General features: G+C 70.0%; 8 protein-coding genes and 1 pseudogene. 6 read left to right on the forward strand and 3 right to left on the reverse strand.

Annotated elements, in window-relative coordinates; genetic code table 11:
• The first annotated feature begins 282 nt into the window (after nt 1–282).
• The 5 genes from QNO09_RS08395 to QNO09_RS08415 all read left to right on the forward strand — a co-directional run bounded on the left by QNO09_RS08395 (nt 283) and on the right by QNO09_RS08415 (nt 8,992).
• Nucleotides 283–2,316 (forward strand): thioredoxin domain-containing protein, encoded by a 2,034-nt coding sequence (locus QNO09_RS08395; protein WP_283969424.1) that lies wholly within the window; start codon nt 283–285, stop codon nt 2,314–2,316.
• A 146-nt stretch (nt 2,317–2,462) separates the two neighbouring features.
• Nucleotides 2,463–3,752, forward strand: coding sequence for a glycosyltransferase (locus QNO09_RS08400; protein WP_283969425.1), 1,290 nt, complete (start codon nt 2,463–2,465; stop codon nt 3,750–3,752).
• Entirely contained in the window at nt 3,749–5,398 is a 1,650-nt protein-coding gene (locus QNO09_RS08405; protein ID WP_283969426.1) for an ArnT family glycosyltransferase, read from the forward strand. Before QNO09_RS08400 ends, QNO09_RS08405 begins: the two co-directional genes overlap by 4 nt.
• Complete coding sequence (locus QNO09_RS08410) at nt 5,395–6,603, forward strand: glycosyltransferase (RefSeq protein WP_283969427.1); 1,209 nt, start codon at nt 5,395–5,397, stop codon at nt 6,601–6,603. The genes QNO09_RS08405 and QNO09_RS08410 overlap by 4 nt, the downstream gene beginning before the upstream one ends.
• On the forward strand, nt 6,587–8,992 hold the full coding sequence (locus QNO09_RS08415) for a galactose oxidase family protein (RefSeq protein WP_283969428.1): 2,406 nt from the start codon (nt 6,587–6,589) through the stop codon (nt 8,990–8,992). The genes QNO09_RS08410 and QNO09_RS08415 overlap by 17 nt, the downstream gene beginning before the upstream one ends.
• Here the strand turns inward: QNO09_RS08415 and QNO09_RS08420 are convergent.
• The 3 genes and pseudogenes from QNO09_RS08420 to trhA all read right to left on the reverse strand — a co-directional run bounded on the left by QNO09_RS08420 (nt 8,989) and on the right by trhA (nt 10,821).
• Nucleotides 8,989–9,720 (reverse strand): Mut7-C RNAse domain-containing protein, encoded by a 732-nt coding sequence (locus tag QNO09_RS08420; RefSeq protein ID WP_283969429.1) that lies wholly within the window; start codon nt 9,718–9,720, stop codon nt 8,989–8,991. The genes QNO09_RS08415 and QNO09_RS08420 overlap by 4 nt on opposite strands.
• Nucleotides 9,721–9,827: 107 nt before the next feature.
• A pseudogene (locus tag QNO09_RS08425) lies at nt 9,828–10,037 on the reverse strand (TetR/AcrR family transcriptional regulator); the annotation flags it as partial.
• A gap of 70 nt (nt 10,038–10,107) precedes the next feature.
• On the reverse strand, nt 10,108–10,821 hold the full coding sequence (trhA, locus tag QNO09_RS08430) for a PAQR family membrane homeostasis protein TrhA (RefSeq protein ID WP_283969430.1): 714 nt from the start codon (nt 10,819–10,821) through the stop codon (nt 10,108–10,110).
• Between the two features lie 327 nt (nt 10,822–11,148).
• On the opposite strand from trhA, the gene QNO09_RS08435 reads away from it, so the two are divergent.
• Nucleotides 11,149–12,978, forward strand: coding sequence for a phosphoenolpyruvate carboxykinase (GTP) (locus QNO09_RS08435; protein WP_283969431.1), 1,830 nt, complete (start codon nt 11,149–11,151; stop codon nt 12,976–12,978).
• The last annotated feature ends 139 nt before the right edge of the window (nt 12,979–13,117 follow it).

The raw sequence follows: 13,117 nt of genomic DNA on the forward strand, positions 1-13,117 counted from the left end.
GGCCACAACTCCTGTGCTTAGGAGTGTCCTTGGTGGGAGGCATGAGCGCGAGGGGGCGACGATCAACGTGTGCGGTCCGGTGACTCGGCTCCGGGGGGCTGGGCGCTCCTGTGTACGAGTGCCGGGCCGGCTGTCGGAAGGGGCGTCAAGGCGGCCACGCCCGGGATCACTCCCGAGTCGAGCCCGTCCGGCGTGGCCCGGGCCCCGTGACAACGGCAGGGGCGGCGGCGGGCGGGGAACGCGTTCCGCTGCCGGGTGGCCGTCGTGAGGCAGGATGGAAGCATGCCGAACCGACTGGCTCATGAGACGTCCCCGTACCTGCTCCAGCACGCCGACAACCCCGTCGACTGGTGGCCCTGGTCGGAAGGGGCCTTCGAAGAGGCGCGTCGACGGGGTGTCCCGGTGCACCTGAGTGTCGGCTACTCCAGTTGCCACTGGTGCCACGTCCTGGCGAAGGAGAGTTTCCAGGACGAGGAGACGGCCGCCGTGATGAACGAGCACTTCGTCAACATCAAGGTCGATCGCGAAGAGCGCCCCGACGTGGACGCCGTGTACATGGAGGCCGTGCAGGCGGCGACCGGGCAGGGTGGCTGGCCCATGACCGTCTTCCTCACCCCGGACGCCGAGCCGTTCTACTTCGGTACGTACTTCCCGCCCGCCCCCCGCCAGGGCATGCCCTCGTTCCGGCAGGTGCTCCAGGGCGTGCACCAGGCGTGGGACGAGCGGCGGGACGAGGTGACCGAGGTCGCCGGGAAGATCGTCCGGGATCTGGCCGGGCGGGAGATCTCCTACGGCGACGCGCGGACCCCCGGTGAGGAGGAGCTCGCGCAGGCGCTGCTCGGGCTGACCCGGGAGTACGACCCGCAGCGCGGCGGTTTCGGCGGGGCTCCGAAGTTCCCGCCGTCCATGGTGCTGGAGTTCCTGCTGCGTCACCATGCGCGCACCGGTGCGCAGGGGGCACTGGAGATGGCGCGGGACACCTGTGAGCGCATGGCCCGGGGCGGTCTGTACGACCAGCTCGGGGGCGGCTTCGCCCGCTACTCGGTCGACCGTGACTGGGTCGTGCCGCACTTCGAGAAGATGCTGTACGACAACGCCCTGCTGTGCCGGGTGTACGCCCATCTCTGGCGCGCCACCGGCTCGGAGCTCGCGCGCCGGGTCGCCCTGGAGACCGCCGACTTCATGGTGCGTGAACTGCGCACGAGTGAGGGCGGGTTCGCCTCGGCGCTGGACGCCGACAGCGATGACGGCACCGGTCAGCACGTCGAGGGCGCCTACTACGTGTGGACGCCCGAGCAGTTGCGGGAGGTGCTGGGCGAGGAGGACGCCGAACTGGCGGCCGAGCACTTCGGTGTGACCGAGGAGGGCACGTTCGAGGAGGGCGCGTCCGTTCTCCAGCTCCCGGTGCGCGAGGGCGTGTTCGACGCGGAGAAGATCGCTTCGATCTCGCAGCGGCTGCTGGTGAAGCGGGCCGAGCGGCCCGCGCCCGGCCGGGACGACAAGGTGGTGGCGGCCTGGAACGGGCTGGCGATCGCCGCGCTCGCCGAGACGGGTGCCTACTTCGACCGGCCCGACCTGGTCGAGGCCGCCGTCGCCGCCGCCGATCTCCTGGTCCGGCTGCATCTGGACGAGCAGGCCCGGCTCACCCGTACCAGCAAGGACGGGCAGGCCGGTGCCAACGCGGGTGTCCTGGAGGACTACGCGGACGTGGCGGAGGGCTTCCTCGCGCTCGCGTCCGTCACCGGTGAGGGTGTCTGGCTGGAGTTCGCCGGCTTCCTCGTCGACCACGTCCTGGCCCGCTTCACCGACCCGGAGTCGGGCTCGCTGTACGACACGGCGGCCGACGCCGAGCGGCTGATCCGCCGTCCGCAGGACCCGACCGACAACGCCGCCCCGTCCGGTTGGACCGCTGCGGCCGGTGCCCTGCTGGGGTACGCCGCACACACCGGCTCCGAGCCGCACCGCACGGCCGCGGAGAAGGCCCTCGGTGTCGTCAAGGCGCTCGGGCCGCGGGTGCCGCGCTTCATCGGCTGGGGGCTCGCCGTAGCGGAGGCCGTGCTGGACGGTCCGCGGGAAGTCGCAGTCGTGGGGCCGTCGCTCGACGACGAGGGCACAAGGTCACTGCACCGCACGGCACTTCTGGGGACCGCGCCGGGTGCGGTCGTCGCCGTCGGCGCCCCGGGGAGCGATGAGTTCCCGCTGCTCAGCGACCGTCCGCTGGTCGGCGGTGAACCGGCGGCCTACGTCTGCCGTAACTTCACGTGTGACGCGCCGACAACGGAAGTTGAACGGTTGCGTGCGGTGCTGAGCGACTGAAGTCGGGAATCAACGGAAACACGCTCTTTATCTGAACAGCCCCCAGGTTTCACAGTTCCCCCCTAATCTCTGCACAGTGACGTGACGGGAGGGGCCGCACCGGCACACCGTCACGACCGGGGGCTCTGGGATCTGGGGGGATCTTCTTGCTGACGTCTGTCTTCATCGCCGCGGTTTCACTTGCTCTGTTCTGGATGGCGGCGTTCACGCTGTGGTGGCAGATGCACGCCTGGCGCACGCCGGAAGTGCTCGCCTCCACCCGGTTCAGCAGTCCGGACGGGGACGAACACGTCTCCTTCTCGCTGTTACTGCCCGCGCGGCACGAACAGGCCGTGCTGGACCACACGATCCGGCGGCTGCTGGAGTCGAGCCACACCGACTTCGAGATCATCGTGATCGTCGGGCACGACGACCCGGAGACCACCGCGGTGGCCGAACAGGCCGCCGCGCGTGACGCACGGGTCCGGGTGGTCGTCGACACGCACGAGAGGAAGAACAAGCCGAAGGCCATGAACACGGCGCTGCCGCACTGCCGCGGCGACGTCGTCGGGGTCTTCGACGCGGAGGACCAGGTCCATCCCGAGCTCCTCGCCCACGTCGACCACGCCTTCCGCACCACCGGCGCGGACGTCGTCCAGGGCGGGGTGCAGCTGATCAACTTCCACTCCAGCTGGTACAGCCTGCGCAACTGCCTGGAGTACTTCTTCTGGTTCCGCTCGCGGCTCCACCTGCACGCGCAGAAAGGATTCATTCCGCTCGGCGGCAACACCGTCTTCGTCCGCACGGACGTCCTGCGGGAAGCCGACGGCTGGGACCCGAACTGCCTCGCCGAGGACTGCGACCTGGGCGTACGCCTGTCCAGCGTCGGCAAGAAGGTCGTCGTCGCCTACGACTCCGACATGGTGACCCGGGAGGAGACCCCGGGCTCGCTGATGTCCCTGCTGAAGCAGCGCACCCGCTGGAACCAGGGATTCCTTCAGGTGTACCGGAAGAAGGACTGGAAGCAACTGCCCACCCTGGGGCAGCGGCTGCTCGCCCGCTACACCCTGATGACGCCGTTCATGCAGGCCTTCACCGGTCTGATCATCCCGCTGAACGTGGCGATCGCGCTGTTCCTGGACGTGCCCGTCGGCATCGCCTTCATCACCTTCCTGCCGGCCGTCACCGCCCTGGTCACCTTCGTCTTCGAGGTCGTCGGACTGCACGACTTCGGCAAGCAGTACGGCCTGCGCGTCCGCTTCGCGCACTACCTGAAACTGATCGTGGGCGGCCCCTTCTACCAGGTCCTGCTCGCCGGTGCGGCCGTCCGGGCCGTGTGGCGTGAGCAGCGCGGCCGCAACGACTGGGAGCTGACGACCCATGTGGGCGCGCATCTCGGCGAGACGGCCGTGATCCGGCAGGACGTTCCCGTCACCCGAGAGGACGTTCCCGCGTGACCTCCACCCTTCCCGCGGTGACCGCTCCGAGGGTCCCCGCGCAGCGCCGGCCCGCGCCCCCCACCGGTGCGCACCGGCGACCGGAGCCGCCCAGCCGGCTGCGCTCCTCCCGGCCCGACCTGATCCTGTGCGGTGTCCTGCTCGTGGCGATCCTCGTCGTGCAGGGCTGGAACATCGCCGACTACCCGGCCCTCAGCGACGACGAGGGCACCTACCTCGCCCAGGCCTGGTCCGTGCAGCAGGGCAACGGCCTCGCCCACTACACCTACTGGTACGACCACCCGCCCCTCGGCTGGATCCAGATCGCCGTGCTGACCTGGATCCCGGCACTGATCAGCCCCGAGTCGATGACGGTGGGCACCATGCGCGCCGCGATGCTCGTGATCAGCGGCATCAGCGCGGTCCTGATCTACGTCCTGGGCCGGCGCCTGGCGCTGCCCCGCTGGGCGGCGGCGCTCGGCATGGTGTTCTTCGGGCTCTCGCCGCTGTCGGTCGTGCTCCAGCGGGAGATCTTCCTCGACAACCTCGCGGTGATGTGGACGCTGCTGGCCTTCACGCTGGCCGCCTCCCCGAGCCGCCACCTCTGGCACCACTTCGGTGCGGGCATCGCGGCCGCCACGGCCGTGCTCACCAAGGAGACGATGCTCGTCGTCCTGCCCGCGCTGTTCCTCACCATGTGGCGCCACAGCCACCGGGACACCCGCAAGTTCGCCCTGACCGGAGCCGTCACGGCCTGCGCCCTGATCGGCTTCTCCTACCCCCTGTTCGCCCTGCTCAAGGGCGAGTTGCTGCCGGGCAGCGGGCACGTGTCCCTCTGGGACGGCGTCAAGTACCAGATGACCCGACCCGGTTCGGGCTTCATCCTGGACCAGGGCTCCGGCTCCTGGGGCGTGCTCCAGTCGTGGCTGTACTACGACAGGATCCTGCCCCTCGGCGGCCTCGCGGGCGCCCTGCTCCTGCTCGTCACCTGGCGCTGGTCGGTCACCGCCCGCGCCCTGGCCGGACCCGCCCTGGCCGTGGCGATCCTCGCCGCTCTGGCGCTGCGCCCCAACGGCTACCTGCCCGCGATGTACGTCATCCAGGCCCTGCCGTTCCTCGCGCTCGTCCTCGCCGGAGGAACCGCGTCGGTCGCCCACGCGGTGCTGAGCCGCTGGCGCTCCGAGGCGGAGAAACGGTACGTCAGCGTGGGCCGGTACGCGCTCGCCGCCGTCCTCGCCCTGGCCGCCGGTGCCTACGTCGTCCCGCACTGGTACGACGGCGCCCGCATCGCCGTCACCACCGACGCCAACGCCCCCTACAAGGCCGCCTCCAAGTGGCTGGCCACCGAGGTCGAGGACCCGGAACGCACCCGCGTGCTGGTCGACGACGCGCTCTGGCTGGACCTGGTGCACCAGGGCTACCGGCCCGGCCTCGGCGTCATCTGGTTCTACAAGGCCGACCTCGACCCGGCGGTGACGAAGACGATGCCGCGCGGCTGGAAGGACCTCGACTACGTCGTCGCCTCGCCGACCGTGCGGCGTGACGCGGCCGACCTGCCCAACGTCAAGGCGGCCATGGAGCACTCGCACCCGGTCGCCACCTTCGGCACCGGCGAGGACCGCATCGAGATCCGCCAGATCCAGACGTCCGCCGGAGGCGCGCGATGAGCCAGGAGTCCACCGTCCCCGGCGAGGTCGTCGAGACCGCCGAGATCCCCGAACCGGGCGCCGTCACCATCGTCGTACCGACGTTCAACGAGTCGGCGAACGTACGGCAGTTGCTGCGCCAGATCACCGAGGCCGTCCCGGCCCGGCTGCCCTGCGAGGTCGTCTTCGTGGACGACTCCACCGACGACACGCCCGAGGTCATCGAGAAGGCGGCCCAGGACTGCCCGTTCCCCGTGACCGTGCTGCATCGCGAGGAGCCGGTGGGCGGACTCGGCGGCGCCGTCGTCGAGGGACTGAAGGCGGCCACGTCCGACTGGATCGTCGTCATGGACGGCGACTGCCAGCACCCGCCGTCCCTCGTGCCCGACCTGGTCGCCACCGGCGAGCGGGCGAACGCCGGGCTGGTCGTCGCCTCCCGGTACATCAAGGGCGGCAGCCGCGCCGGACTGGCGGGCAGCTACCGCGTGTTCGTCTCGCGTGGGGCGACCTGGCTGACCAAGGCGCTGTTCCCGCGCCGGCTGCACGGCATCAGCGACCCGATGAGCGGCTTCTTCGCGATCCGCCGCAGCGCGGTCACCGCCGAGATCCTCCAGCCGCTCGGCTACAAGATCCTCCTCGAACTCGCCGTCCGCAGCCGTCCCCGCACGGTCACCGAGGTGCCCTTCGTCTTCCAGGACCGGTTCGCCGGGGAGTCCAAGTCCACCGCGCAGGAGGGCTTCCGGTTCCTGCGCCATCTGGCCGGTCTGCGTGCCGCCTCGCCGGTCGCGCGCATGGTCGGCTTCGGCCTGATCGGGCTCACCGGCTTCGTGCCGAACCTGGCCGGCCTGTGGGCGCTGACCGCCGCCGGCATGCACTACGTACCGGCGGAAATCCTCGCCAACCAGCTCGGCGTCGCCTGGAACTTCTGGCTCATCGAGCACCTGCTGTTCCGCGAGCGGCGCCGGCACCGGCGCTGGTGGGACCGGGCCGGGCGGTTCGCGCTGCTCGCCAACGCCGACCTGGTGCTGCGCATCCCGCTGATCGCCCTGTTCGTGCACCAGTTCCACCTGGGCGTGCTGTCGGCCACCGCGCTCGCGCTGGTGACGACGTTCGTCCTGCGCTTCGCCGGGACCGAAGCGCTGGTCTACCTGCCGCGCCGGGGACGCGAGAAGCCCGGTCGCGGGAGCACCGCACAGCAAGGAGAGCCGTGTGAACAGACGTCGTAGACGTACCGCATTCCTGGCCGTGGCGGGCCTCACCGCCGGCCTGCTCCTGACCGCACCCCAGTCCGCCTCCGCCGCCAACCTCATCAAGAACCCGGGCTTCGAGACCGCCGGCACCGGCGACATGCCGTACTGCTGGAAGAAGTCCGGCTGGGGCGACAACGACTTCACCTTCACCACCACGGCCGACGCGCACACCGGCGCCAAGGCCATGAAGGTCGAGCTGACCCGCCGCGCCGACGGTGACCGCAAGGCCCTGATCACCGAGTCCGCCGAGTGCGCGCCGGTGGTGACGCCGGGCAAGCAGTACGACCTCGGCCTCTGGTACAAGACGACCACACCCGACGCGGCGATCACCCTGTTCCGGCACGACACCACGGCCGGCTGGCAGTACTGGACCGACCTCAAGACCCTGGACCTGGCCGGGGACTGGACCGAGGCCACCGTCCGCACCCCCGAGGTCCCGGCCGGCACCGACCGCATCTCCTGGGGCGTCTCCGTCTACGGCACGGGCTCCGCCACCACCGACGACTACACGATGGACCAGGTGCCCGACCCGGTCCTGCCCCCGGAGTGCACCGGCACCGCCGAGCAGTGCGCGAACGGCAGGTGGGACGTGCTGCCCACGCAGAACCCGGTCCGCTCGATGCACTCGGTCGTCCTGCACAACGGCAAGGTGCTGCTGATCGCGGGCTCCGGCAACGACGAGTCGATGTTCGAGGCCGGCACCTTCACCTCGGCGGTGTACGACCCGGCGAACGGCTCCTACAAGATCATCCCCACGCCCAAGGACATGTTCTGCGCCGGGCACGTCCAGCTCCAGGACGGCCGGGTGCTGGTCATGAGCGGCAACAAGGGCTATCCCACGGCGGACGGCCGCGTCGGCTACCAGGGTTACAAGGACTCGTACGTCTTCGACCCGGAGACCGAGACCTACTCCAAGACCAACGACATGAACGACGGCCACTGGTACCCGTCGGCCACGATCCTCGGCAACGGCGACGTCATCTCCTTCGGCGGCCTGAAGGAGGACTCCACCGGCTCGGTCACCGCCGAGCTGTTCTCCGAGGCCGAGCAGCGGTGGCAGCCGCTGTGGAAGGTCAACCAGACCTGGTCCTACTGGGGTCTGTACCCGTCGATGATCCTGATGCAGGACGGCCGCCTCTTCTACTCGGGCAGCCACGTCTTCGGCAACAACATCCCCGGCACCGGCTCGGCGATCTACGACTACGGCGCCAACACCATCACGCAGGTACCGGGCCTGCAGAACAAGGACGAGCGCGACCAGTCGGCGAGCGTGCTGCTGCCCCCGGCGCAGGACCAGAAGGTCCTCACTCTCGGCGGCGGCAACATCGACTCCAACCCGGAGGCGAACCGCCTGACCGACATCATCGACCTCAAGCAGCCGAACCCGTCGTACGTGGCCGGGCCGCCCATCCCGCAGGGCACGGTCGACCTCGGCAACGGCCCGGTCCCGCAGACCGGGAACCAGGGCAAGATGTACGTCTCGGCGGTGCTCCTGCCCGACGGCAAGGTGCTGGAGACGGGCGGCGCGCTGCACAACCGCGCCAACCCGGTGTACGAGACGTCGCTCTTCGACCCGGAGTCGGAGACCTTCGACCCGGTGGCCGTCGACCCCGAGGCACGCGGCTACCACGCCTCGGCGTTCCTGCTCCCCGACGGCCGGGTGATGACCACCGGCGACAACCCGGGCAACGGCTCCTGGAACCACGACGTGTCGGTCTACAGCCCGCCCTACCTGTTCAAGGGCCCGCGCCCGCAGATCACGTCGGTCATCGACACCGAGTGGAACTACGGCGACACCCAGCGGATCACCGTCGACCGGCCCATCGCCAAGGCCGAGCTGATCCGCCCGGCCGCCGTCACCCACTCCTCGGACCCGAACCAGCGGTTCGTGGACCTGCCGCTGTCCGTCGACGGCAACAACGTCGACCTGAACGTGACGAGCAACCCCAACCTGGCCCCGCCCGGCTGGTACATGCTCTTCGCGGTCGACGCCAACGGGGTGCCGTCGGTGGCGAAGTGGGTGCACCTCCAGGGCCCGCAGGCGCTCAGGGCGACGGACGCCTCGGCCCACGTCCACGACTTCGCGGACGAGCCGGAGGGGAAGGTGGTCAAGCCCGGCAAGAAGCGCACCGCGCAGAAGGTCAGCCCGACGATCTCCGGCTGTGACCGGCACTACGGCTCGATCAACGTCTGCGTGCCGACCGACTTCCCCGCGGAGGTCAAGAAGACGACGGCCGCACGCTGCAAGTGGCTCAAGGCGAACGACTACGGCCGCCTGAAGGTCAACGGCAAGGACGACCCGCTGGGCCTGGACCGCAACCGGGACGGGACCGCCTGCGGCAAGGGCGACGTGAAACGCTCTTAGCCGTCGCTGCGCGACTCCGCCAGGGCGCGCTCCACGATGGCCTCCAGCTGCTCGTGGTGCGCGCCCTTCCAGTACGCCCGGCCGCACGCCGTGCACTGCGCGAACACGTCGTACGTGGCATGCGTGCCGTGCTTGAGCTGGTCGGCGACCTCGTCCTTGGTCGCCTTGCGGAGCACGCCGTTGCAGGCCGTGCAGCGCGTCCAGGGGAGCAGCACGGGGCGGAAGCGGTCCAGGACGTCGCGCAGTTGCTCCTCGGGCCGGGTGCTGTAGACGAACGCCCCCGCCCACAGCTCCCGGCGCCGCAGCAGACCCCGGTCGCGGCTCAGCATCACCCGCTGCTCGGCCGCCGAGCGCGTCGCGAGGGCCGGGTCGCCGATGTCGGTCGACTCGTAGGCGGTGTCCACGCCGAGCAGGCGCAGCCGACGGGCCAGCGTGCCGAGGTGCACGTCGAGGAGGAAGCGCAGGGGTGCGCCCGGGACCCGCTGGGGGCGTGCGACGACCCGTACGGTCACCGCCTCGCCGGCCGACGGGACGTGCGCGAAGGGCACCTCGCGGCCGTCCACGACGAGGGCGCCCACCTCGGTCAGCGGCACGCCCAGCGACTCGACGACATGGCCGAGGCTGGAGACGCCGTCGGTGCCTGCCCGCACGGTGTTCGTGCCCCGGGCCCGGGGCACGAACACCGTCAGCTCGGGGGCGAAATGGACCTGGATCTCGGGACCGTTCACCCGGTCAGGATGCCATGGCCCGGGTCGCCGGCCTCAGGTCTTTCCGCTCGGCAGGCCGTGCTCCAGGACGTCCAGGGCGCGGTCGGCGAGATCCCGGACGTCGTCTTGACGACGATGCCCTCCTTCGTGGGGAAGTACCGGAAGACGGTCGACGGCGACACCTCGGCGCGGTCGGCGATCTGCTCGATCGTCGTGGCGTCGTAGCCCCGCTCCTCGATCAGCGCGTAGGCCGCGGTGCGGATCGCCCGGCGGGTCTTGATCTTCTTCCGTTCCCGCAGTCCCGGCCGGAGGGGGTGGGGTGGGGGGGGAGCCGTCATGCGGGTCGTTGTCGGGCACGCGAAAGGCCACGGCGCGCGAGCCGTGGCCGGGAGGGGAGCGGGTGGGGGCCTACCCGTGCTGGTACGCCACCAGCGAGATCCCCACGTAGTGGGCGACGAAGGCCGCCAGGGTGAGCGAGTGGAACACCTCGTGGAAGCCGAACCAGCGCGGCGAGGGGTTCGGCCGCTTGATCCCGTAGACCACGCCGCCCGCGCTGTAGAGCAGGCCGCCGACGACGACCAGGACGAGGACGGCGACACCGCCGGTGCGCATGAAGTCGGGCAGGTAGAAGACGGCCGCCCAGCCCATCGCGATGTAGCACGGGGTGTAGAGCCAGCGTGGGGCGCCGACCCAGAAGACGCGGAAGAGGATCCCGGCCACGGCCGCGCCCCAGATGCCCCACAGCAGCCACCGGCCCTTGGAGTCCGGCAGGAGCAGCATGGTCAGCGGTGTGTAGGTGCCCGCGATGATCAGGAAGATGTTGGCGTGGTCCAGCCGGCGCAGGACGCCGTCCATGCGCGGGCTCCAGTCGCCCCGGTGGTACAGCGCGCTGACGCCGAACAGCAGGCATGCGGTCAGAGCGAAGACGCCGCAGGCGATGCGCCCTCTGGAGGAGTCGGCGAGGGCGGTCAGCACCAGACCCGCGACCAGAACGGCCGGGAACATGCCGAGGTGCAGCCAGCCACGCAGTTTCGGCTTCACCGGGTGAGGCAGGGAGAGCGCCTGTGGACCGTGGCCGTCGGCCGCCGAGTCCGTGGGCGCGTCGGGGACGAACGCAGTCATGGCCGAATGGTAGCTACGGAACCGTAAGTGACGTATCAGCGGCTGCGCTTGACCGGTGAAGAGTGGCCATCCTCTCACTCCGGCTCGGTGATGGTTACGCAAACGGTAGGTCAGGTGAACGCAACGTGCACGTAAAGCGGCGCGAGAAACCGTGGCGAGCCTCACGTTGCTCACCTGTGCGCTCCTCTGGACAGATGGGCGCGAGCATCGGATGATCAAATGAGTGCGGTCGGCACCGGATGAGCGCCCAAGATCCTCCGTGAAGCATCCGGGTCGCAGCCCCCACGGGGCCTGACATCACAAAAAATCCCTCATTTAGGAGCAATCGTGGCGCGCGATATCGCGGCTCCCCCCGTCCCCACCACCCATCAGGGGCTGATCTCGTGGGTCAACGAGATCGCTGAACTGACGCAGCCGGACAACGTGGTCTGGTGTGACGGATCCGAGGCCGAGTACGAGCGACTGTGCGAAGAGCTCGTGGAGAAGGGCACCTTCCGGAAACTCGACCCGATCAAGCGCCCTCACTCCTACTACGCGGCCTCTGATCCCACCGACGTCGCCCGCGTGGAGGACCGGACCTTCATCTGCTCCGAGAAGGAGGCGGACGCCGGCCCGACCAACCACTGGAAGGCCCCCGCCGAGATGCGGGAGATCTTCCAGGGCTCCGAGGGCCAGGGCGGTCTGTTCCGCGGCTCGATGCGCGGCCGGACCATGTACGTCGTGCCCTTCTGCATGGGCCCCCTCGGCTCGCCGCTGTCCGCGCTCGGCGTGGAGATCACCGACTCGGCGTACGTCGCCGTCTCCATGCGCACGATGACGCGCATGGGCCAGGCCGTCCTCGACGAGCTCGGCTCCGACGGTTTCTTCGTCAAGGCCGTCCACACCCTGGGCGCCCCGCTGGAGCCCGGCCAGGCGGACGTCCCCTGGCCCTGCAACCAGACCAAGTACATCTCGCACTTCCCCGAGGACCGCGAGATCTGGTCCTACGGCTCCGGCTACGGCGGCAACGCCCTGCTCGGCAAGAAGTGCTACGCCCTGCGCATCGCCTCCGTCATGGCCCGTGACGAGGGCTGGCTGGCCGAGCACATGCTCGTGCTGAAGCTGACCCCGCCGCGCGGTGAGGCCAAGTATGTCGCCGCCGCCTTCCCGAGCGCCTGCGGCAAGACCAACCTCGCCATGCTGGAGCCGACCATCCCCGGCTGGACGGTCGAGACCATCGGCGACGACATCGCCTGGATGCGCTTCGGCGAGGACGGCCGCCTCTACGCCATCAACCCCGAGGCCGGCTTCTTCGGCGTCGCGCCCGGCACCGGTGAGCACACCAACGCCAACGCGATGAAGACGCTGTGGGGCAACTCGGTCTTCACCAACGTGGCGCTGACGGACGACGGCGACATCTGGTGGGAGGGCATGACGGAGGAGACCCCGGCCCACCTGACGGACTGGAAGGGCAACGACTGGACGCCCGAGTCCGGCGTCCCGGCCGCGCACCCCAACGCCCGCTTCACCGTCCCGGCCTCGCAGTGCCCGATCATCGCGCCCGAGTGGGAGGACCCCAAGGGCGTGCCGATCTCGGCGATCCTCTTCGGTGGCCGCCGCGCCACCGCCGTACCGCTGGTGACGGAGTCCTTCGACTGGAACCACGGCGTCTTCCTCGGCGCCAACGTGGCCTCCGAGAAGACCGCCGCCGCCGAGGGCAAGGTCGGCGAACTGCGCCGCGACCCGTTCGCGATGCTGCCGTTCTGCGGCTACAACATGGGCGACTACATGGCCCACTGGATCGACGTGGCCAAGGACAAGGACCAGTCCAAGCTGCCGAAGATCTACTACGTCAACTGGTTCCGCAAGGACGACGAGGGCAAGTTCGTCTGGCCCGGCTTCGGCGAGAACAGCCGCGTCCTGAAGTGGATCGTGGAGCGCCTGGAGGGCAAGGCCGAGGGCGTCGAGACCCCCATCGGCGTCCTGCCGACCAAGGAGGCCCTCGACACCGACGGCCTGGACCTGGCCGAGTCCGACCTGGACTTCCTGCTCACGGTCGACAAGGAGGTCTGGCGCGAGGAGGCCGCGCTGGTCCCCGAGCACCTCAACACCTTCGGCGACCACACGCCGAAGGAGCTGTGGGACCAGCACCGCGCCCTGGTGGAGCGCCTGGGCTGAACCCCCACCCCCCGAACTCCGCGGCCGGCCGGAACCGACAGTGCCCTGACCAGCAACATCGTCAAGGCCGGCCGCGGGACCGACTGGCGGGACCCCGCACAACGGCGTGCGGGTACCGGGCCTGCCACCGCCTCCCGTC

This window comes from Streptomyces sp. 378 (genome assembly GCF_030124145.1).
In the GTDB taxonomy this organism is placed as follows: domain Bacteria; phylum Actinomycetota; class Actinomycetes; order Streptomycetales; family Streptomycetaceae; genus Streptomyces.